The sequence below is a fragment of the Aminobacter sp. AP02 genome (assembly GCF_003148805.1).
Classification (GTDB): Bacteria; Pseudomonadota; Alphaproteobacteria; order Rhizobiales; family Rhizobiaceae; genus Aminobacter.
This window is the reverse complement of record NZ_QGGX01000001.1, coordinates 181547-201782: the sequence shown is the minus strand read 5'-3', so window position 1 is coordinate 201782 and position 20236 is coordinate 181547. Positions and strand designations below refer to the sequence as shown.

At 62.3% G+C, this 20236-nt stretch carries 18 protein-coding genes; 9 read left to right on the top strand and 9 right to left on the bottom strand.

Annotation, left to right across the window (positions count from 1 at the left end; translation table 11 throughout):
- Window positions 1–125: 125 nt before the first annotated feature.
- The 7 genes from C8K44_RS00875 to C8K44_RS00845 form a co-directional block, all read right to left on the bottom strand.
- Entirely contained in the window at window positions 126–1745 is a 1620-nt protein-coding gene (locus C8K44_RS00875; RefSeq protein WP_109573864.1) for a dihydroxyacetone kinase subunit DhaK, read from the bottom strand.
- Window positions 1746–1755: 10 nt separating this feature from the next.
- Window positions 1756–2751: an ABC transporter ATP-binding protein gene (locus C8K44_RS00870; RefSeq protein ID WP_109573863.1), complete on the bottom strand. Its 996-nt coding sequence runs from the start codon at window positions 2749–2751 to the stop codon at window positions 1756–1758.
- Entirely contained in the window at window positions 2744–3841 is a 1098-nt protein-coding gene (locus tag C8K44_RS00865) for an ABC transporter ATP-binding protein (RefSeq protein WP_109573862.1), read from the bottom strand. Before C8K44_RS00865 ends, C8K44_RS00870 begins: the two co-directional genes overlap by 8 nt.
- Window positions 3842–3845: 4 nt before the next feature.
- Complete coding sequence (locus C8K44_RS00860) at window positions 3846–4034, bottom strand: hypothetical protein (RefSeq protein WP_109573861.1); 189 nt, start codon at window positions 4032–4034, stop codon at window positions 3846–3848.
- A complete protein-coding gene (locus C8K44_RS00855; RefSeq protein WP_109573860.1) occupies window positions 4031–4972 on the bottom strand; it encodes a carbohydrate ABC transporter permease in 942 nt (313 codons plus the stop codon). The genes C8K44_RS00860 and C8K44_RS00855 overlap by 4 nt, the downstream gene beginning before the upstream one ends.
- Entirely contained in the window at window positions 4969–5916 is a 948-nt protein-coding gene (locus C8K44_RS00850) for a sugar ABC transporter permease (protein WP_109573859.1), read from the bottom strand. The genes C8K44_RS00855 and C8K44_RS00850 overlap by 4 nt, the downstream gene beginning before the upstream one ends.
- Window positions 5917–6019: 103 nt before the next feature.
- Complete coding sequence (locus C8K44_RS00845) at window positions 6020–7312, bottom strand: extracellular solute-binding protein (protein ID WP_245417326.1); 1293 nt, start codon at window positions 7310–7312, stop codon at window positions 6020–6022.
- A gap of 311 nt (window positions 7313–7623) precedes the next feature.
- Here C8K44_RS00845 and C8K44_RS00840 point away from each other — a divergent pair, with 311 nt between their 5' ends.
- Both C8K44_RS00840 and ftsZ read left to right on the top strand, forming a co-directional pair.
- On the top strand, window positions 7624–8646 hold the full coding sequence (locus C8K44_RS00840; RefSeq protein ID WP_109573857.1) for a LacI family DNA-binding transcriptional regulator: 1023 nt from the start codon (window positions 7624–7626) through the stop codon (window positions 8644–8646).
- Window positions 8647–9593: 947 nt separating this feature from the next.
- Window positions 9594–10622: a cell division protein FtsZ gene (ftsZ, locus tag C8K44_RS00830; protein ID WP_109573856.1), complete on the top strand. Its 1029-nt coding sequence runs from the start codon at window positions 9594–9596 to the stop codon at window positions 10620–10622.
- Window positions 10623–10655: 33 nt separating this feature from the next.
- On the opposite strand, the gene C8K44_RS00825 is transcribed toward ftsZ, so the two are convergent.
- The gene (locus tag C8K44_RS00825) at window positions 10656–11483 is read right to left on the bottom strand and encodes an alpha/beta hydrolase (RefSeq protein ID WP_109573855.1); all 828 of its coding nucleotides are present in this window, start codon (window positions 11481–11483) and stop codon (window positions 10656–10658) included.
- 311 nt (window positions 11484–11794) lie between these two features.
- Between C8K44_RS00825 and C8K44_RS00820 the strand changes: the two genes are divergently transcribed.
- The 7 genes from C8K44_RS00820 to C8K44_RS00790 all read left to right on the top strand — a co-directional run bounded on the left by C8K44_RS00820 (window position 11795) and on the right by C8K44_RS00790 (window position 18923).
- Window positions 11795–13420 carry an AMP-binding protein gene (locus C8K44_RS00820; RefSeq protein ID WP_109573854.1) on the top strand — a complete coding sequence of 542 codons (1626 nt, stop codon included), beginning with the start codon at window positions 11795–11797 and terminating at the stop codon, window positions 13418–13420.
- Between the two features lie 35 nt (window positions 13421–13455).
- Entirely contained in the window at window positions 13456–14253 is a 798-nt protein-coding gene (gene kynA, locus C8K44_RS00815) for a tryptophan 2,3-dioxygenase (protein ID WP_199226988.1), read from the top strand.
- A gap of 43 nt (window positions 14254–14296) precedes the next feature.
- Window positions 14297–15433: an ABC transporter substrate-binding protein gene (locus C8K44_RS00810; RefSeq protein WP_109573852.1), complete on the top strand. Its 1137-nt coding sequence runs from the start codon at window positions 14297–14299 to the stop codon at window positions 15431–15433.
- Between the two features lie 164 nt (window positions 15434–15597).
- Complete coding sequence (locus C8K44_RS00805) at window positions 15598–16518, top strand: branched-chain amino acid ABC transporter permease (RefSeq protein WP_109573851.1); 921 nt, start codon at window positions 15598–15600, stop codon at window positions 16516–16518.
- Window positions 16519–16526: 8 nt separating this feature from the next.
- A complete protein-coding gene (locus C8K44_RS00800) occupies window positions 16527–17498 on the top strand; it encodes a branched-chain amino acid ABC transporter permease (RefSeq protein ID WP_109573850.1) in 972 nt (323 codons plus the stop codon).
- Window positions 17491–18240 (top strand): ABC transporter ATP-binding protein, encoded by a 750-nt coding sequence (locus tag C8K44_RS00795; protein ID WP_109573849.1) that lies wholly within the window; start codon window positions 17491–17493, stop codon window positions 18238–18240. Before C8K44_RS00800 ends, C8K44_RS00795 begins: the two co-directional genes overlap by 8 nt.
- Entirely contained in the window at window positions 18237–18923 is a 687-nt protein-coding gene (locus C8K44_RS00790) for an ABC transporter ATP-binding protein (RefSeq protein WP_109573848.1), read from the top strand. The genes C8K44_RS00795 and C8K44_RS00790 overlap by 4 nt, the downstream gene beginning before the upstream one ends.
- Before the next feature lie 54 nt (window positions 18924–18977).
- Here C8K44_RS00790 and kynU read toward each other — a convergent pair whose 3' ends face one another.
- Complete coding sequence (kynU, locus tag C8K44_RS00785) at window positions 18978–20225, bottom strand: kynureninase (RefSeq protein ID WP_109573847.1); 1248 nt, start codon at window positions 20223–20225, stop codon at window positions 18978–18980.
- Between the last annotated feature and the right edge of the window lie 11 nt (window positions 20226–20236).

Genomic DNA, 20236 nt, shown 5'->3' with positions numbered 1-20236 from the left:
GTGGTTCTCCAGACTACCTTGAGACAGGGACAAATATTCCCGTTCCGTCTGAGCGGCTGCACCCTTGCCTGGTAAGTGTAGCGCAAAATGTAGGTAGGGCAGCCGCACAGTCACCTTGGCTGCCTTTAGCCCGCCAGATGCTCGAACAGCCTTGCCACAGCCTCAGCGCCTGGATCGACGTGACCCTCGAGTTGCCTGGCATTGATGTAGGCGGCACGGCCGGCCTTGGCGCGGGTCAGGGTCGAGGTGAAATTTGCGCCCTTGCGAGCCACATTGGCTGCAGCCGAGAAGCTCTCATCGAGAGCTTCCAGCGCGGGAGACAGCGCGTCAACCATCGTCCTGTCGCCGACTCTTGCACCGCCGATCTCCTGCATGCGGGCCAGTCCCGCTCGCAACGCCTCGCGCATTGGCAGGCCACTCGATGCACCGTCGCCGGCGGCAGCGAAGAAGATGGCGAGCAGCACACCGGACGATCCGCCCATCGTCTGGCTCAATTCCTGGCCGATGGCGCGCAGGAGCTGGGTATGGTCGGACAGCGGCAGGCGGTCGAGTGCGTTGATTAGTGCACGGGCGGCGCCCGCCAGCGTCGAACCGGTGTCCCCGTCGCCCGATTTGGCGTCGAGCGCGTTGAGGTCCTGCTCGGCGGCGATCAGCACGTTGCAGCAATTGACCAGGAAGGCGCGCGTCGCCGTATGGTTCGACGGCATCGGCATGATCGGCGTCAGCCCATCAGGCATGGGCGCGACCGCAATTGTCCGTACGCGTGAGAGCCCTGGCCAGGAAGGCATCGTGACTGGTGCGCTCAGCAGCTCCAATTCCGCCCTGTCGGCAGGAAAGACTGAGATGGAAAAGCCCTGCATGTCGAGCGAGGTCATCAGCGGGGCCGGGCCTACAACATGGGTAATCTTTTCACCAATGGACGACTGGAGAAGGTCGTGCGCAAGCACCGACATCTCGACGACCGAGGTGCCACCCAGATTGTTGATGAGCGCCACATGCTGCCCCTCGCCCATCAGGGACGCCAGCCGCTCAACCATCGTTGCCACGGAAGCGCGGGCGCCGGCAAAGTCGATCTGCTCGACACCGGCCTCACCATGGATGCCAAGGCCGAGCTCGGCCATGCCTTGTGGAATGCGATCCTCCTTGGGAGAGCCCGGAACGCTGCAGGTGTCAAGCGACATGCCGATCGAGTGTGTGGCGGCAATGACGCGCTTTGCCGCCGCAGTCACCGTTTCCAGGTCAGCGCCCTGTTCGGCGAGCGCTCCTGCGATCTTGTGCACGAACAGCGTGCCGGCGACGCCGCGCGCCTGAGGCAGGTCGGGCAGTGCGATATCGTCGCCGACGATCACCATGCTGACGTTCAGCCCGAAGGCGCGCGCGCGCTCGGCGGCGAGGCCGAAATTGAGGCGGTCACCGGTGTAATTCTTGACGATCAGCAGGCATCCGGCTGGCCCCGTGACCGCCAGGATGCCGGCAAGCACCGCATCGACGCTGGGCGAGGCGAAGACGTCGCCGCAGACGGCCGCCGTCAGCATGCCGTTGCCGACGAAGCCGACATGGGCGGGCTCGTGACCGGAGCCGCCGCCCGAGACGAGCGCCACTTTCGACTTGTCCCAGTCGCTGCGCAACACGACGCGAATATGCGGATAGCCGTCGAGGCGGGTCAGCGCGCCGCCGGAAAGGGCAAGTACCCCTTCGATCGCCTCGGTGACGACGTCTTCGCGCCTGTTGATGAATTGCGCCATGGATATCTCCTCAAGCTATGCGCATGCCCGCCGCATCGAAATAGAGCGGCCGTGACGGTTGGATCCGAAGCGTCTCGCCGCCTCTCAGCCGCGTATGCGCATCGGTGACGGTGATCAGGTCGTGCTTCTTCAGGGTGAGATGGAGGCGCGTCTGGTCACCAAGATGCTCTACCCGCTTGACGAGCGCCTCCTCGCCTTCACCCTGCATGATATGTTCCGGGCGAAGACCGATGCTTTTAGCCCCCGCAGGGGCGCCGGCGAAGAGGTCGGCCGGCAGCACGTTGATGCGCGGCTGGCCGAGGCGCGTCGCGGCATAGATGCTGACCGGCTGCTCATAGATTTCGCGCGGCGGGCCGAACTGCACCAGCCTGCCCTCGTTGAGCACGCCGACATGGGTCGCCATGGTCATTGCCTCGATCTGGTCGTGGGTGACATAAAGCAGCGTCGCGCCCGACTTTGCCTGGATGCGCTTCAGCTCTATGCGCAGGTCGGCCCGCAGCTTGGCATCGAGCGAGCTCAGCGGCTCGTCCATGAGGAAAATCTTCGGGTTGCGCACGAGCGCACGGCCGATCGAAACACGCTGCATCTCTCCGCCGGAAAGTGCGGTCGCCTTGTTTTCCAGCTTGTGCGCGATCTGGAGGACTTCCGCGACCTCCTGCACCTTGCGGTCGATCGCCTCCCTTGGCGTCTTGAGCAGGGGGGATTTCAACGGAAACTCGAGGTTTTGCCGCACTGTGAGGTGCGGGTAGAGCGAGTATTGCTGGAACACCATCGCCACGTTGCGCTCGGCGGGCGAAAGCCCCTTCATCGGCCGGCCGCCGATGTGGACCTCACCGCTGTCGGGCATGTCGAGGCCGGAGACCATCCGCAGCGTCGTCGTCTTGCCTGCCCCAGTCGGGCCGAGCAGAACGACAAAGGAGCCGTCTGGAACCGTCAGGGACACATTGTCGAGCGCAACCGTGCCGCCGAACGTCTTCGTCACGTTATCGAGGACGATCTCAGCCATGCCCCAATACTCCCGCGTTGGCCTCGGAGAGCAGCGCCTTGCCGTTCTCCGCATCGAATAGCGACAGCGTTCGAGCGTCAAAGTCGAGGCCGATCGTCTCGTCTTCGCGTATGGCATGACCGGAAGGGATACGCGCCTTCAGGTCGCCATGGCCGGTGGCCAGTGTCACGATCTGGGTGGTGCCGAGATACTCGACGGCCCTCACCCTGCCACGGTAGGCGGAATCGTCGCGGAACGTCACATGCTCCGGGCGAACGCCAAGCACCAGGCGGCCGGCTCGGCCCTCCCGCGAAACCGGCACCTTCACCTTGATACCGCCGAGGTCGATGCTGTCGCCGCCGATGCCGATCATGCCCTCGAAGTCGAGGAAGTTCATCGGCGGCGAGCCGATGAACTGGGCGACGAACTTCGTCGCCGGCCAATCGTAGATCTGCTGTGGCCGGCCAAACTGCTCGACCACGCCATGGTTCATGACCACGATCTTGTCGCCCATCTGCATCGCCTCGAGCTGGTCATGCGTGACATAGACAGTCGTCGCGCCCATGCGGTTGTGCAGCGCCCTGAGCTCCTCGGCCATGTGCTCGCGAAACTCGGCATCGAGCGCGCCCAGAGGCTCGTCCATGAAAAACGCCTTGGGTCGCCGCACGATGGCGCGGCCGAGCGCGACACGCTGGCGGTCGCCGCCGGAAAGGCCGCCGACGGGCTTGTCGAGGATGTGCTCGATCTTGAGGATGCGGGCGACCGCCTGGACGCGAGTCCTTACGTCCTCGCGTTTCATCCCCTGGCTGACAAGCGGATAGGAGATGTTCTTGCGCACGTTCATGTGCGGGTAGAGCGCAAACATCTGGAAGACGAAGGCGATGTCGCGCTGGCTGGCCGGCTTCATGCCGACCTCCTCGCCGTCGATGAAGACCTCGCCAGAGGTCGGCAATTCGAGGCCGGCCATCATCCTGAGCGTTGTCGTCTTGCCGCAGCCCGACGGCCCCAGCAGCATGAAGAATTCACCATCCTCGATGGTGAAGCTCGAGGAGCGGACAGCGGTGAAGGCGCCGAACTCCTTGCGCACATTCTGGATTCTGATCTGCGCCACGGGCCTACTCCGGAAAATGGCTGACGATGATGAACATCACCGTGCCCAGCAGGGTTACGAGGAAGGACCAGGAATAGAGGACCAGGGCGAAGGGCTGCATGAGCATGAACACGCCCGCAGCGATCAGCACCGACGCCAGCATTTCCCAGGCGCCGCGGCGAAAGTGGAGCAATCCGTCGAAGAACCTGGTCATTTACGTACAGCTCCGAACGTGATGCCGCGAAGGAGGTGTTTCCGCAGCAGGATGGTGAACACCATGACCGGCACGAGGAACAGAGTGGCGCCCGCCGCAACCGCCGGCCAATCCTGGCCGCTGACACCGATGATGGTCGGGATGAATGGCGGCGCGGTCTGGGCGTTGCCCGAAGTCAGAAGCACCGCGAAGGCGTATTCGTTCCAGGCAAAGATCAGGCAGAAGACCGCAGTGGAGGCGATCCCAGTAGCAGCCTGCGGCAGCACGACCTTGTAGAACGCCTGAAAGCGCGTGTAGCCGTCGATCAGCGCCGCCTCCTCGTACTCGATCGGGATCTCGTCGATGAAGCCCTTGAGCAGCCATACCGAGAGCGACAGGTTGACCGCTGTATAGAGCAGGATCATGCCGGCATGGGTGTCGCTGAGGCCGAGCGAACGGAACATCAGGAAGATCGGGATGGCGACCGCGATCGGCGGCATCATGCGGGTGGACAGGATGAAGAAGAGAAGGTCGTCCTTCAGCGGTACCTTGAAGCGCGAGAATGCGTAGGCGGCGGCCGTGCCGAGCACGATGCAGAGCACAGTCGAGCCGAAGCCGATGATCATCGAGTTTGTAAAGCGTTCGGCAAAACGCGACGGGCCTGAGATAACCAGGCCGTCCTTGCGCACCAGCCTGTCGTACCAGGTCTGCGGCTCGCCGATCGCCCGCAACTGCTCCTCGGTAAGACGGGTGCGCGTTGTGAAGACGTTGACATAACCTTCGACTGTCGGCGTGAAGAAGGTCTTCGGCGGATAGGCGATGGCATCGGACGGGGTCTTGAAGCTCGTGCCGATGATCCAGACCAGCGGCAGGATTGTGATCAGCGCGTAGAGCACGACCAGGATGCCTGCGACCCATTTCTGCCGGCGTGATGGCTCGGTGACGGAATAGCTGCTCATCGCTGCTTCACCTTGTTCAGGGCTTTGACGTAGATCGAGGCAAGGCCGAATACGGTGACGAAGAGGATGACCGCGTAAGCCGAGGCATAGCCCGTGCGCCACTTCTCGAAGGCCTCGCGCTTGAGGTTGATCGAGGTAAGCTCGGTGATCGAGCCGGGCCCGCCGCCGGTGAGCTGGACGACGAGATCGAACATCTTGAAATTCTCGATGCCGCGGAACAGCACGGCCAGCATCAGGAACGGCAGGACGAGCGGAATGGTGATCGTCCAGAATTGTCGCCATTTGCTGGCGCGGTCGCATTCGGCCGCTTCATAGATGCTGTCGGGAATGGATCGCAGACCTGCAAGGCAGATGAGCATCACGAACGGTGTCCACATCCAGGTGTCGACGATGATGATCGCCCAGGGCGCCAGCGTGACATCGCCGATCATCGAGAAGCTCGACGGATCGGCTCCGGTCAGGAAGCCGACGGCGTAGTTGAACAGACCGATCTGCGGCTGATAGAGGAAGGTCCAGAAATTGCCGACCACCGCCGGGCTCAGCATCATCGGCAGCACGATAATCGTCGTCCACAGGTCATTGCCGCGGAACTTCTTGTTGATCAGATAGGCCAGTGCGAAGCCGATCAGGACCTGAAGCACCAGCGTCCAGATCAGGAAGTGGGCGGTGGCCTGCATCGTCAGCCAGATGTCCTTGTCGGACAGGATGCTGATGTAGTTCTTCAGGCCGACGAACTCGACCTCCGCATTGGGGCGATTGACGCGGAAATTGGTGAAGCTCAGCCGGATCGTCCAGATCAGCGGAAAGATGTTCACCGCAAGCAGCAGCACGATCGTCGGGGCCACGAAGAGCCAGGCGAGCGAACGATCCGACAGGCCCCTGAAACGTTTGGCAATGGCGCGCGGCGTCGCCTCAGCGACCCGATCCACCGGTGAATGCAGCATAGTGGTCCCCTGATTTGCGACGGTGCGGCGACGGAGCCGGGGCAGAACCCGGCTCCGTCCGCGCCATGGCCCGCTGGGAGGCACGGGCCGAGGCTATCAGCAGTCAGTACTTGCCGTCGTCATCAAAGACTTGCGTCCAGTCCTTGGCAAGACCGTCGAGCGCGTCCTGGGCGGAGCCCTGGCCAGCGACCACATAGTCGTGGAAGCGCTTCTGCGCCGCCTGCAGCAGCGAGGCATAGGCAGGCTCGGCCCAGAAGTCCTTCACGATGGCCATGGAGTCGAGGAAGGTCTGCGCATAAGGCTGGCTGGTCGCAAAGCCCGGATCCTCGACAACCTTGCGCAGCGCCGAGTAGCCGCCCATCTGCCACCATTTCTGCTGGATTTCCGGTTGGGCGAACCACTTGATGTAGGCAAGCGCATCGTCCTTTTTCTCCGAGGCGGAGACCACCGAGATGCCCTGGCCGCCTAGCTGGGCAAAGGCGACGCCATCGGGACCGGCGGGGTTCGGGAAATAGCCTGACTTGTCGCCGCCGACATTGGCGTCTGCATTGATGCCCGGCCAGGTGAAGGCGAAGTTCATCTGAAGGGCGACCTGGCCCGATTTGTAGGCATCGATGTCCTCCGACATGTAGGCGTCGGAATGCCCAGGCGGCGTGCAGCAATCATAGAGCTGCTTGTAGAACTCCAGCCCCTGGACCGCCTTGGCGGAGTTCACAAAGCCATCGAGTTCATAGGGCTTGTCGGGGTTTTCGTATTGGAATCCGTAGCTATAGAGCACATCCATGACGCCCATGGTGATGCCTTCGGAACCGCGCTCCGTGTAGATCGCCGCACCATAGACCGTCTTTCCGTCGATCTCGCGCTTCTGGAAGAACTCGGCGATATCCTTGAGCTCCGCGAAGGTCTTGGGCACCGCGAGATCACGGCCGTATTTCTGCTTGAACTCGGCCTGGAGTTCGGGGCGCTCGAACCAGTCCTTGCGATAACTCCAGCCGACGACATCGCCGAAGGCGGGCAGCGCCCAATAGTTCGGCGAGTTCTTGGGCCATTCGGCATAGCCGACGACAGTCGCCGGAATGAAATCGTCCATCTTGATTCCTTCCTTGTCGAAGAAATCATTGAGCTTGACGTACTGGCCGTTTTCCGCGGCACCGCCGATCCATTGGCTATCGCCGATCATCAGGTCGCAGAGCTTGCCGCCCGAATTCAGCTCGTTGAGCATGCGGTCGGCAAAATTCGGCCAGGGCACGAACTCGAACTTCATCGTGACGCCGCTCTTGGCTTCGAAGTCCTTGCTCAACTCGACGAGCGCGTTTGCTGGATCCCAGGCGGCCCAGCAGAGCGTCAGGTCTTTTGCGTTTGCATGGCTCGTGCCGGCGACACCAGCGGCCAACATGGCAGCGAAAGCGGCCAAGGACTTGGAATGGCGAAAGTTCATGGCTGGGACCTCCCTTCCCGCTCCCGACCTCCATCGGAAGCTTGAAACGCCCTCTGCGGGCATCTGACGCGGAATGACCTTCCCGGCGGGCTCGTCTCCTCCGCGCCGCCTGCGTGGCTCGCTACTATCCTCCGAGCGCCCACAGCAAGAGTCATAATTGAGGTGCGCACCTCAAGGCAAGCAAAATTTGAGGTGCGCACCTCAAAACTTGCTTTTCATCTGCTTTTGTTGGAGAAATCCGGTTCGAAGCAGCAAATGAGATCAAAAGAGTGCGGCCAACCGCAAAAGACCTGGCAGAAGCCGCGGGCGTCAGTCTCGCAACCATCGACCGTGTCCTCAACGAACGCCCGAACGTCAGTCCCAAGGCCGCGAAGAAGGTCGCCGAAGCCATCGAACGCATCGGCTTCATACGCAACCCTGCCGCAGTGGCACTGGCGCGCAACAAGACCTATCGCTTCCGCTTCGTCCTGCCGACGTCAGGCGACCAGTACCTTACCGAACTTATCGCCCGGGTTAGCGAAGCAAAGGACGTGTTGCGCGCCGAATCCACCGAGGTCGAGGTCGTACGGATCCCGATGATCGACCCGCACCACGTCGCCAAATACCTGACCGCCATAGACCATTGCTCGGTCGACGGAGTTGCCGTGATGGCACCGGAATCGCCGCAGGTGCGCGACGCGCTGGTGCGTCTCGTCGAGCGCGACGTCAAGGTCGTGCAGTTCCTTTCCGGCCAGGAGCGTCTGGAAAGCGCGGATTACGTCGGCGTCGACAATTTTGCTGCCGGCGCGACTGCGGGAAAGATCGCCGGCCGCTTCCTCGGCGCGCAAGCCGGCAAGATCATGATTGTCGCCGAAACCATGATGGCACTCGACAGTATCCAGCGTCGCCTCGGCTTCGACAGCATCATCAATACTCAGTTCCCGCATCTCGAGAGCCTGCCGTCACTGGAAACCTATGCGGATGAAAAGCGCGCCGACCTCATCATCCAGCGCACCTTGCAGCACAATCCGGATACCGTGGGTGTCTATGTCCTGAGTTCGGAAGCGAGGGTGCCGCTGACTGCGGTATGGAACGCGCAAGGTTCCCGCCCCCTCACTGTCGTCGCCCACGAACGCACCCCTTTCAGCGAACAGGCTCTGATGGACGAGCGCATCGACGCCGTGATTGCTCAGGACCCCGGCCACGCAGTTCGCAGTGCGCTCCGGATCATGCGCGCCCGCTCCGACCACCGCGAGCTCCTGGCCTCACAGGAGCGCATCCGCATCGAGGTCCTGCTCAAGGAGAACCTCTAGTTCGTGTATCTCAGCCTGCCGGTTGCAACCTGCCTGAGGCGCTGGAGCGGCGTGCCATCTATCAAGACAACCTGCCACCGGAAGCAAAAACGGCTCCAACTAAACAAGGAGACTGGCACCAGCGTCATGTCATTCTGCTGCTCCACGCCAAGCGTAACAAGCTCGCCGCGGTTCATGAACCCATTGACGGCGCTGGCCGACGATATCGAGCGCACAAGGAAGCTTGCCGCCGCCCAGGAGGGGCCGACACTACTGGTCGGCCATTCTTATGGAGCAGCGGTGATCACCGTGCGGGTCATGCTCCAAACGTCGCTGGGCGGGTCTATATCGCCGCCTTTGCACCTGATGAGGGCGACAGCCTTGGCGCTATCTTTGCCCGGCATGAGCTACCTTCGGGCGCGGCCAGCATCCGTGCCGACAAGGACGGTTTCCTGTGGCTCGCCCAGGACAGCTTCCACCAAAATTTCGGCCAGGATCTCAGCGCGGCTGATGCCCTGGTAATGGCGGTGACGCAAAAGCCGATCTCAGGGCGCTGCTTTGAACACAATCGAGGCCGGCGGCATGGCATAACAAGCCAAGCTGGCATCAGGTTTCGAGTCGCGACCACATGATCCCGCCCGAAACCGAGTACTGGATGGCCGATCGCATGAAGACACGCAAGACCATCACGCTGGACGCAAGCTTCGCTGGCCTCGCATCCGAAAGAGACCGGCGCACTTATCGATGAGGCGGCCAAGTCGCTTTAGACTGACGCCCAACGGCTGCGCTGGGGCGCAGCCGTTGGGCAGCCAAAAGTGCCGCACCTCCAAATCGCGCCTTTCCACCACAAAATCGGATCTTGCCGGTTTAAAGCCGCAATCCGCAGGCTATTCCTTGCAGCTTCCCGATCAATCTGATTCCCTGAGCCAGTCCGATTCGGGCAGGGGCGCTGCGCAGGAAACGGAACCATGAGCACTTCCAAGAAACCTGAAATCTCGGAAATGAGGCCCAAGCTGACCGTCATCGGTGTCGGTGGCGGCGGCGGCAATGCCGTCAACAACATGATCGCCGAGGGCCTGGAAGGCACCGAGTTCATTGCCGCCAATACCGATGCGCAGGCGCTGACGATGTCCAAGGCCACAAGGCTGGTCCAGCTAGGAGCCATGGTCACCGAGGGCCTGGGCGCCGGTTCCTTGCCGGAGATAGGCCAGGCTGCAGCTGAAGAATCCATCCACGAAATCATGGATCAGCTTTCTGGCACACATATGTGCTTTGTGACGGCAGGCATGGGCGGCGGCACCGGAACCGGTGCGGCACCTGTGATCGCGCGGGCTGCACGCGAAGCTGGCATCCTGACGGTTGCAATCGTCACCAAGCCCTTCACCTTCGAGGGCAAGCGCCGCATGCAGATGGCCGAGCAAGGCATCGAGCTTTTGCGTCAGGCGGCAGATACCGTCATCGTCATTCCGAACCAGAACCTGTTCCGCATCGCGACGGAAAAGACGACTTTCGAAGATGCGTTTGGCATGGCCGACCGGGTTCTCTACTCGGGTGTCAGCTGCATCACCAATCTGATCACCAAGGAAGGCCTGATCAATCTCGACTTTGCCGACGTGAAGACCGTGATGCGCGACATGGGCCGCGCCATGATGGGCACCGGCGTCGGCAGCGGCCCGGACCGGGCCACCAAGGCCGCCGAGGCATCGATCGCCAATCCGCTGCTCGACGAGAACTCGATGCGGGGCGCCAGGGGCGTTCTGGTGTCAATTTCCGGCGGCATGGACATGACGCTGTTTGAGGTCGATGAGGCCGCCACGCGCATTCGCGAAGAGGTCGGCGACGACGCCGACATCATCGTCGGCGCCATTTTCGACAACTCGCTCGAAGGCCAGTTCAAGGTGTCGGTTGTCGCGACCGGTCTGGCGGCGCCGACATCGCAAGGCGAGCCTGTCGTCAGCATGCGCGGCGAACCAGCACCTATCCAGTCCGTACACTGATCGAGGCGGGCGAATTGGTCGCCCGCTCATATCTTAACCGATCAAGGTCCGTGTTAGCGCGTGGTTCGGATCGGCCAGGCCGTCGATGACGCTGAAATGATGGCGGTCTGGCTCAACCACGGCATTGGTCGCAGCGCCCAGTCCAGTCCAGATATTGGCGAGTAGCGCGTTCTGGCGCAGGAATTCGGCCCGCTCGCCGCCGCCGACCCAGCAGGTGATGCGCGCGTTTTCCATTGGTCGCAGCAAGACTGGGCTTTCTGCGAGGGCCTCAGCCTCGTCGATAGCAAGCGTCTTGTTCATGCCGGTGCGCATGATCGGACGGAGGTCGTGAACGCCTGAGATTGACACAACATGGCGAATGCGGCGCTGAACGCTGGGCGCAAGCGGTGTGTTGGCGCAGATCATCCGGCTGACCAGGTGCCCGCCCGCCGAATGGCCGGTCAGCATGATCGGGCCTTCGACCATCTCGGCCGCCTTGGCGATGGCAGCGCTGATCTCATTGACGATTCCGCCGATGCGACCTTCAGGGCATAGCGTGTAAGACGGCATTGCCACCGCATAACCGTTGGCGATCGGGCCTGCGGCAAGATGCGACCAGTAGCTCTTGTCCAGCGCCATCCAGTAACCGCCATGGACGAACACCACGAGCCCCTTGGCCGTGCTTTCAGGCAGGAACAGGTCGAGCCGGTTGCGTGGCCTGTCGCCGTAAGCGATGTCAAGCTTCGCTCTGCCTGCAGCAAATTGTGCGTCGCGAAACGCCTGCGCTGGGCCGACCCATGCCGCAGGCCAACGGTCGCCACCGGCGATGTTTGCGCCGTTGGTGTAGGCGTTGTCCCAATCGGCGATGTGATGTTCGAGCACCGGCGCCCTCCTCTGGCGGCATGGTTTCAAGCAACCTAGCAATGGCCAGCACGCTGGAAGCCGTCAATGGGTCAACTCCAAAAACTTTATGCTTGAAATAATTTTGGACTGGTGCAATTCTCCCCCATCAGTCGAGAGCGTGGGAGGTCTCGCTGTGCCAAGGCCGATCGCATCTTCGATCGTAACAGGTGCCGCCGCATGTGCCGGACGGACAGCCCGGCGTCGGCGCAACGCCTCCCCGCAAGTTACGCATTCAATCACACGCACGGCAAAATCGCCGGGGCGATGAGCATCCAGGGGACAGCCGCAGAATGCTTGGACCGTCAGCGCATATCGACACGTTCACGCGCGACAACCTTCCACCACAAGGTCAGTGGCCGGACTTCCTGCTCGACGGTTTCAACTATCCCGAATTCCTCAATGCCGGCGTCGAGCTGACCGACCGGCTGGTCGAAAAGGGCCTGGGCGACCATACAGCCCTGATCGGCAATGGTCGTCGTCGCACCTATAAGGAATTGTCCGACTGGACCAACCGCCTGGCGCATGCGCTGGTCGAGAACTATGGCGTCAAGCCCGGCAACCGCGTGCTGATCCGTTCGGCCAACAACCCGGCCATGGTCGCCTGCTGGCTCGCCGCCACCAAGGCGGGCGCCGTCGTGGTCAACACCATGCCGATGCTGCGGGCCGGCGAACTCGCCAAGATCGTCGACAAGGCTGAGATCACCATCGCGTTGTGCGATACACGCCTGATGGACGAGATGATCGCCTGCGCCAAAGACAGTGCGTTCCTCAAGAAGGTTGTCGGCTTCGACGGTACAGCCAACCATGACGCCGAGCTTGATCGCGTCGCACTCGACAAGTCCGTGATCTTTGAAGCAGTGAAGACCGGCCGCGACGATGTTGCCCTGCTTGGCTTCACTTCGGGCACGACTGGTGTGCCAAAGGCGACGATGCATTTCCATCGCGACCTGCTGATCATCGCCGACGCTTATGCAAAAGAGGTCCTTTCGGTCACCTCCGACGACGTCTTCGTCGGCTCGCCCCCCTTGGCCTTCACTTTCGGCCTCGGTGGCCTCGCCATTTTCCCGCTAAGATTTGGCGCCGCCGCGACGCTGCTTGAGCAGGCGACGCCGCCCAACATGATCCACATCATCGAGACCTATAAGGCGACGATCTCCTTCACCGCGCCCACCGCCTATCGCGCGATGCTGAAAGCCATGGACGAAGGCGCCGACCTGTCGTCGCTGCGCGTTGCCGTCTCGGCCGGCGAGACCTTGCCCGCACCCGTCTTCGAGGAGTGGACGCAAAAGACCGGCAAGCCGATCCTCGACGGCATCGGCGCCACCGAGATGCTGCACATCTTCATCTCCAACCGTTTCGAGGACATGAAGCCTGCCTCCACCGGCAAGCCCGTCGGCGGTTATGAGGCGCGCGTCGTCGACGCCGACATGAACGAGGTGCCGCGCGGCACCGTCGGCAAGCTCGCCGTGCGTGGACCTACCGGCTGCCGCTACATGTCCGACGACCGCCAGCTCGAATATGTCCGCGACGGCTGGAACCTCACCGGCGACGCCTTCATCCAGGATGTCGATGGCTTCTTCCATTTTGCCGCCCGCTCCGATGACATGATTGTCAGCGCCGGCTACAACATCGCCGGACCCGAGGTCGAAGCCGCGCTCTTTTCGCATCCTGAAGTCGCCGAATGCGCGGTCATTGGGGCCGATGACGGCGAGCGCGGCCAGATCGTCGAAGCCTATGTCGTACTGGTGCAGGGCGTGATTGCCGATGCCGCAACGATCAAGCGTCTGCAGGACCATGTCAAAGCAACGATCGCGCCCTATAAGTACCCGCGATCGGTGAAGTTCATCGACGCCCTGCCCAAAACCCAGACCGGCAAGATCCAGCGCTTCCGGCTGCGCGCGGAGAAGATGAATTGAGCAAGCCATACGATCCCTCCACCGAGGGCGCGCAGATGTCATTCAAGGACCGCATGTCCTACAGCGACTACCTGCATCTGGAGAAGATCCTCGACGCCCAGGCTCCGCTGTCGACGGCGCATGACGAGATGCTGTTCATCATCCAGCATCAGACCTCGGAGCTCTGGATGAAGCTGGCCCTCCACGAGATCGGCTCTGCGATCCGCTCAATCCGGGCCGACAGGCTTGAGCCATCCTTCAAGATGCTGACGCGCGTGTCGCGCATCTTCGAGCAGCTCAACAGCGCCTGGGACGTGCTGAGGACGATGACGCCGAGCGAATACACCGAGTTTCGCGACTCGCTCGGCCAGTCCTCGGGTTTCCAGTCGTGGCAGTACCGGGCCATCGAGTTCATGGCCGGCAACCGCAACCTGGCCATGCTGCGCCCGCACGCGCACCAGCCCGAACTCACCGAAAAGCTGGAGGCGGTTCTCGCCCAGCCGTCGCTTTATGACGAGGCAATCCTTTTGCTTGGCCGCAACGGCTTCGATGTCGGTGCAGACGCCAGGCGCACCGACTGGCGCGAGACCCGCACCGAGAGCGAAGAAGTGCTGGTCGCCTGGCAGGCAATCTACCGCGATCCGCAGCGCTACTGGATGTTTTACGAACTGGCCGAGAAGCTCGTCGATTTCGAGGATTATTTCCGGCGCTGGCGCTTCAACCATGTCACCACGGTCGAACGCATCATCGGCATGAAACGCGGCACCGGCGGCACGTCGGGCGCTTCTTATCTGAAGAAGATGCTGGAGGTTGAACTGTTTCCTGAACTCTGGAAAGTTCGCACCCGGCTCTGAAGCTATTTTATCTATTTTAGAAATCACTGGGAGGGAGAGAGAAATGAAGAATATTCTGGCAGCCAGCATGTTCACCTTGTCGCTGGCGGCGTCCGGCCTGGCCTATGCCGAATCGGTCAAGATCGGCGTCATCACCACGCTTTCGGGCGGTGGCGCGGGCCTCGGCGTCGACATGCGCGATGCCTTCGCGCTGGCCATGAAGCAATCCGGCAACAAGGATGTCGAGCTGGTCATCGAAGACGATGCGCAGAAACCCGAAATCGCCGTCCAGCTCGCCGAAAAGATGATCCAGAGCGACAAGGTCGACCTGCTTACCGGCATCATCTGGTCGAACCTGGCCATGGCAGTGGTACCGAACGCTGTGGCACAGGACATCATCTACCTGTCGCCGAACGCCGGCCCGTCGGCGCTCGCAGGCGCCAATTGCAACAAGAACTATTTCAACGTCGCCTACCAGAACGACAACTTCCATGAGGCGATGGGGCAATACGCCAACAAGGACTACAAAAAGACCTTCATCCTCGCCCCCAACTATCCTGCGGGCAAGGATTCGCTGACGGGCTTCAAGCGCTACTACAAGGGCGAGCTGGTAGGCGAGGTCTACACCCAGGTTGGCCAGACCGACTACGCCGCCGAGATCGCCCAGATCCGCGATTCCGGTGCAGACTCGGTATTTTTCTTCCTACCCGGCGGCATGGGCATCTCCTTCATGAAGCAGTACGCCCAGTCGGGCGTGAATATCCCGGTCATGGGCCCGGGCTTCTCCTTCGACCAGGACATTTTGCCTGCGGTCGGCGACGCGGCCCTCGGCGTCAAGAACTCGTCGAGCTGGTCCAAGGACCTCGACAACGAAGCCAACAAGCAGTTCGTCGAGGCCTTCAAGGCCGAGTACGACCGCTTGCCTTCGGTCTATGCTGCACAGAGCTGGGACACGGCGAACCTGATCCTGTCGGCGCTGTCCAAGGCAAGCGTCAAGGACAAGGACGCGTTCCGTGCGGCGCTCAAGGCCGCAGACTTCAAGTCGGTGCGCGGCGAGTTCACCTTCAACACCAACAATCACCCGATCCAGAACATCTATGTCCGCGAAGTGATCAAGGAAGGCGACGTCTTGACCAACAAGATCGTTGGAACCGCCTTCGAAGACCACAAGGACGCCTACGCCGAGCAATGCAAGATGTAGGCTTCCTTGTCCCCATTCACGGGGAGAAGGTGCAGGCAGGCGGATGAGGGACGACGCATACGCTCAAACGTCCGAGCTGCCCCTCACCCTTACCCTCTCCCCATGAACGGGGAGAGGGAGGCGTCTTCATCGCATCTTTAAACCCAGCCAGTGAAAGCGTCCCTTTGTCCTTAGCGCTGCTCCTCGAACAAGTTCTCAACGGGCTGCAGCTCGGGGTGATGCTGTTCCTCATGGCCGCCGGCCTGACGCTGATCTTCGGCGTCATGGGCCTGATCAACCTCGCCCATGGCTCGCTCTACATGGTTGGTGCTTTTGCCTGTGCCGCGGTCGCAGCCGCCACGGGCTCGTTCTGGATCGGACTGGTGGCAAGCCTGATTGCGGCTGCCGCGGCGGGCGCGATCATGGAAATGACGGTCATTCGCCGGTTGTACGACAGGGACCATCTAGACCAAGTGCTGGCGACATTCGCGCTGATCCTGATCTTTTCTGAAGGCACGCGCTGGCTGTTCGGCTCGTTCCCGCTCTATCTCGACATCCCGCCGCTGCTACAAGGGGCAGTGCCCCTGCCCGGCGGTGGCCAATACCAGCTCTACCGCCTTGCTATTATCGGCGTGGGCATAGCCGTTGCTCTCGGGCTCTATCTGCTGATCTCCCGTACCCGGCTCGGCATGCGCATCCGCGCCGGCGAATCCGACCGCGAGATGATCGCGGCCCTCGGTGTCGACATCCGCACGCTCTACACGGTCGTCTTCGCGTTGGGCGCCGCCTTGGCCGGCCTTGCCGGCGCCATGGTTGGTGCTTTGCAGTCGGTGCAGGTCGGCATGGGCGAGCCAGCACTCATCCTCGCCTTCGTCGTCATCGTCATTGGTGGCATCGGTTCGATCAAGGGCGCGCTGTTTGGCGCGATCCTCGTCGGCCTCGTCGATACGATGGGCCGTTTCCTGTTGCCCAAGGCGCTGGCCCTGATGATGCCGGCGGCACAGGCAGGGCTGATCGGCGCCGCGCTCGCCTCCATGCTGATCTACATCGTCATGGCCCTGATCCTTGCTTTCAGGCCGAGCGGCCTGTTTGCGGCACAGTCGTGAGAAGCGCCATGAGCCGCGAAACCATCGTCAACATTGTGCTGGCCCTGTTGCTACTGGCGATCCCGCTCGGCGCCTCAGCCATGGGCGAACAGTTCTACGTCACGCTCGCCACGCGCATCGCCATCCTGGCACTCGCCGCCACCGGCCTCAACATCGCCCTTGGGCTGGGCGGGCTGGTGTCCTTCGGCCATGCCGCGTTCTTTGGCCTTGGCGGCTATGCCGCCGGTATACTCGCGACCCACGCCTTCAATGCGGAACCGCTGTTTTTTGGCCTGCCCGGCACGACTTCGATGCCGGTCATCTGGCTGGTGGCGATCATGGTCTGCGGTCTCGTCGCCTTACCGATCGGCGCAATCAGCCTGCGTACGACAGGCGTCTATTTCATCATGATCACGCTCGCCTTCGCGCAGATGATCTACTACTTCGCCATATCCTGGCCAGCCTATGGCGGCGAGGACGGGCTGTCGATCTATGTCCGCAACGCCTTTCCCGGCGTCAACACGGCACAACCCCTGCCCTATTTCCTGATCTGCTATGTGGTGCTGATGGCAGCGCTTGGCCTGTTTTGGCTTCTGCGCGGCTCCCGCTTCGGTGCCGCATTGCAGGCGGCGCGGCAGAACGCGACGCGGCTGTCCGCCGTCGGCATCGCGCCATTCAACATCAGGCTCGTTGCCTTTGCCATCTCGGCCATGGTGACAGGATTGGCTGGCGCGCTGTTTGCCGACCTCAACCGCTTCGTCAGCCCCTCTATGCTGTCCTGGCACATGTCGGGCGAGCTGATCGTGCTCATCATCCTCGGCGGCAAGGGCGGGCTGTTCGGCCCCGTCGCAGGCGCCATGCTCTATGTGCTGTTCGAGTTCGCACTCGGCGGCATCACCGAGCGCTGGCAGTTCTTCCTCGGCCTGATCCTGCTCGGCGTCGTCCTGTTCGCACGGGGCGGACTGCTTGGCCTTCTGGCCGGAAAGGCGCGTCATGGCTGAGCCAGTCCTCGAAATCCGCGACCTCAAGAAGACCTTCGGCGCGCTGAAGGCTACTGACGGCGTCAGCCTCGATCTCATGCCGGGCGAGATCCACGCGCTGATCGGCCCCAACGGTGCGGGCAAGAGCACCTTGATCCACCAACTTTCAGGCTCATTCCGGCCCGACAGCGGCACGATCACCTTCCTCGGCCAGGACATAGCCGGGCTCGACATGGCAGCACGCGCCCGTCTCGGCCTTGGCCGCAGCTTCCAGATTTCTTCGCTTGCGCAGGAGTTTTCCGCGCTGCGCAACGTCATGCTTGCGGTGCAAGCGCGTCAGGGAACGAGCTTCCGCTTCTTCCGCCCTGTCATGAGCGACAAGAGCCTGACCGAACCGGCGATGGCGATGCTAAAACGCGTCGGCCTCGCCGAACGCGCCCACGTGCCTGCCGCCGAGCTTTCCCATGGCGAACGTCGCCAGCTTGAAATCGCCATTGCGCTGGCGCTTGGGCCGAAAGCCTTCCTGTTTGATGAACCCATGGCCGGCATGGGACCGGAGGGCTCAAAGGCGCTGACCAAGTTCCTCGATGGCTTGCGCCAGCAAGCACCGATCCTTCTGGTCGAGCACGACATGGATGCCGTGTTTGCGCTCGCCGACCGCATCTCGGTCCTTGTCTACGGTCGCGTGATCGCAACGGGCACGGTGGACGATATCCGCAACGATCCCGAAGTGCGACGGGCCTATCTCGGAGAAGCCGCGTGAGCCTGCTCGAACTCAAAGGCGTCGAGACCTTCTACGGCGCATCGCAGGCGCTGTTCGGCGTTACGCTCGACGTGCGTGAAGGCGAGGTCGTCGCACTGATGGGCCGCAACGGCATGGGCAAGACGACGACGATTAACTCCATACTCGGGCTTGCAAAACCGCGCTCGGGATCGATCAGCTTTGGCGGCCGCCAGGTCGCCGGCATGCGCCCGCACCGCATCGCGCGTCTAGGGCTTGGGCTGGTGCCAGAGGGACGGCGCTGCTTTCCAAACCTGACCGTTCTGGAAAACCTGCTCGCCGCAGCCCGCGGCAGCGAATGGACGCTGGAAAGGGTGGTCGATCTGTTCCCGCGTCTCGGCGAACGCCGCGACCAATATGCCAACACGCTGTCGGGCGGCGAGCAGCAGATGCTGGCCATCGGCCGCGCGCTGATGACAAATCCAAGCCTGCTCGTTCTGGACGAGGCGACCGAGGGCCTTGCACCTGTGATCCGCCACGACATCTGGGCGGCGATCCGCAAGCTCAAGGCTTCTGGCCAGTCGATCCTTGTGGTCGACAAGACGTTGTCGGAGCTTCTGCCGGTAGCTGACCGCTGCTTTGTGCTTGAGAAGGGCGTGACGGTTTTTTCCGGGACGCCCGATGCGCTGACACCTGAAGTTCAGGACCGCTATCTCGGTGTATGAAAAAGGGCGGCTGAGCCGCCCTTTCCCTATTCTATCCAGCCTGGCTCTGGCCGCTCACGTCACGGCCGACTTGACGGCGAAGCGGGCTTCCTTCCAGGCGCCGGTGCGCATGATGTCTTCGAGCACTTCCACCGCCTTCCACACATCCTTGTAGCCGACGTAAAGCGGGGTGAAGCCGAAGCGAACGGTGGCCGGTGCACGGAAATCGCCGATGACGCCACGCGCGATCAGCGCCTGCATGATTGCATAGGCGTTTTCATGCTCGAACGAGACCTGGCTGCCACGCCTCGACCCGTCGCGCGGGCTTTCCAGCTTGAGGCCATACGCACCGCATTTGGCTTCGACCAGCTTTATGAACAGGTCGGTCAAGGCGATGCTCTTTGTCCGCAGCGCCGCCATGTCGACGTCGTCCCAGACGTCGAGGGCGCCCTTGAGCGCACGCATCGTCAGGATCGGCTGGGTGCCGCACAAGAACCGGCGGATGCCGGCATCCGCCGTATAGCCCTGCTCGAAAGCAAAAGGCCTGGCATGGCCCCACCAGCCGCTCAGCGGCTGGCGCACATCGGCGAGATGCCGGGTTGCGGCATAGATGAAGGCCGGCGCGCCGGGGCCGCCGTTGATGTATTTGTAAGTGCACCCAACGGCGAAATCGACATTGGCGCCGTCGAGGTCGACCGGAAGGGCGCCTGCGGTATGGCAAAGGTCCCAGACGATCAGCGCGCCCACGGCATGGGCCTTCTTGGTCAACGCCGCCATGTCGCGCAGTTCGCCGGATTTGTAGTTGACGTGGTTGACCAGAACCACGGCAACCTTGTCGTCGATCAGCTCTTCGATGCCTGGCGCGTCGACGCCTTCGAGACGAAGCTTTGTGCCGGCCCGCGTCGAGGCAACGCCTTCGGCCATATAGAGGTCGGTCGGGAAGCTGTTGCCCTCGGCGACGATGACCGAACGATCGGGCCGCAGCGCCAATGCCGCATGCAGCACCTTGTAGATGTTGGTCGAGGTGGTGTCGCAAACGACAGTCTGGCCGGGTGCGGCACCTATCAGGCGGCCAATCCGGTCGCCCAGTTCGGTCGGCATGTCGAACCAGCCGGCGGTGTTCCAGGCGCGGATCAGGTCCTGCGCCCACTCCTTGGACGCGGCCGCCTGGAGCTCGCTGAAGGCGGCATGCGAAGCAGCCCCCAGCGAGTTGCCGTCGAGATAAATCACCCCTTCCGGCAGGATGAAGCGGTCGCGCATCGAACGCAGCGGATCGGCGGCGTCCATTGCCTCGATCGCGGCGAGGTCAGGAATTGCGGTCATGATGCGGGCTA

Excerpts from the sequence above, each read along its gene's own strand:
- C8K44_RS00875 (WP_109573864.1), bottom strand. The coding sequence starts at position 1,745 with ATGGCGCAATTCATCAACAGGCGCGAAGACGTCGTCACCGAGGCGATC.
- ftsZ (WP_109573856.1), top strand. The coding sequence starts at position 9,594 with ATGAGCACTTCCAAGAAACCTGAAATCTCGGAAATGAGGCCCAAGCTG.
- C8K44_RS00870 (WP_109573863.1), bottom strand. The coding sequence starts at position 2,751 with ATGGCTGAGATCGTCCTCGATAACGTGACGAAGACGTTCGGCGGCACG.
- C8K44_RS00820 (WP_109573854.1), top strand. The coding sequence starts at position 11,795 with ATGCTTGGACCGTCAGCGCATATCGACACGTTCACGCGCGACAACCTT.
- C8K44_RS00855 (WP_109573860.1), bottom strand. The coding sequence starts at position 4,972 with ATGAGCAGCTATTCCGTCACCGAGCCATCACGCCGGCAGAAATGGGTC.
- C8K44_RS00795 (WP_109573849.1), top strand. The coding sequence starts at position 17,491 with ATGGCTGAGCCAGTCCTCGAAATCCGCGACCTCAAGAAGACCTTCGGC.
- C8K44_RS00845 (WP_245417326.1), bottom strand. The coding sequence starts at position 7,312 with ATGTTGGCCGCTGGTGTCGCCGGCACGAGCCATGCAAACGCAAAAGAC.
- C8K44_RS00800 (WP_109573850.1), top strand. The coding sequence starts at position 16,527 with ATGAGCCGCGAAACCATCGTCAACATTGTGCTGGCCCTGTTGCTACTG.
- kynU (WP_109573847.1), bottom strand. The coding sequence starts at position 20,225 with ATGACCGCAATTCCTGACCTCGCCGCGATCGAGGCAATGGACGCCGCC.
- C8K44_RS00810 (WP_109573852.1), top strand. The coding sequence starts at position 14,297 with ATGAAGAATATTCTGGCAGCCAGCATGTTCACCTTGTCGCTGGCGGCG.
- C8K44_RS00860 (WP_109573861.1), bottom strand. The coding sequence starts at position 4,034 with ATGACCAGGTTCTTCGACGGATTGCTCCACTTTCGCCGCGGCGCCTGG.
- kynA (WP_199226988.1), top strand. The coding sequence starts at position 13,456 with ATGTCATTCAAGGACCGCATGTCCTACAGCGACTACCTGCATCTGGAG.
- C8K44_RS00850 (WP_109573859.1), bottom strand. The coding sequence starts at position 5,916 with ATGCTGCATTCACCGGTGGATCGGGTCGCTGAGGCGACGCCGCGCGCC.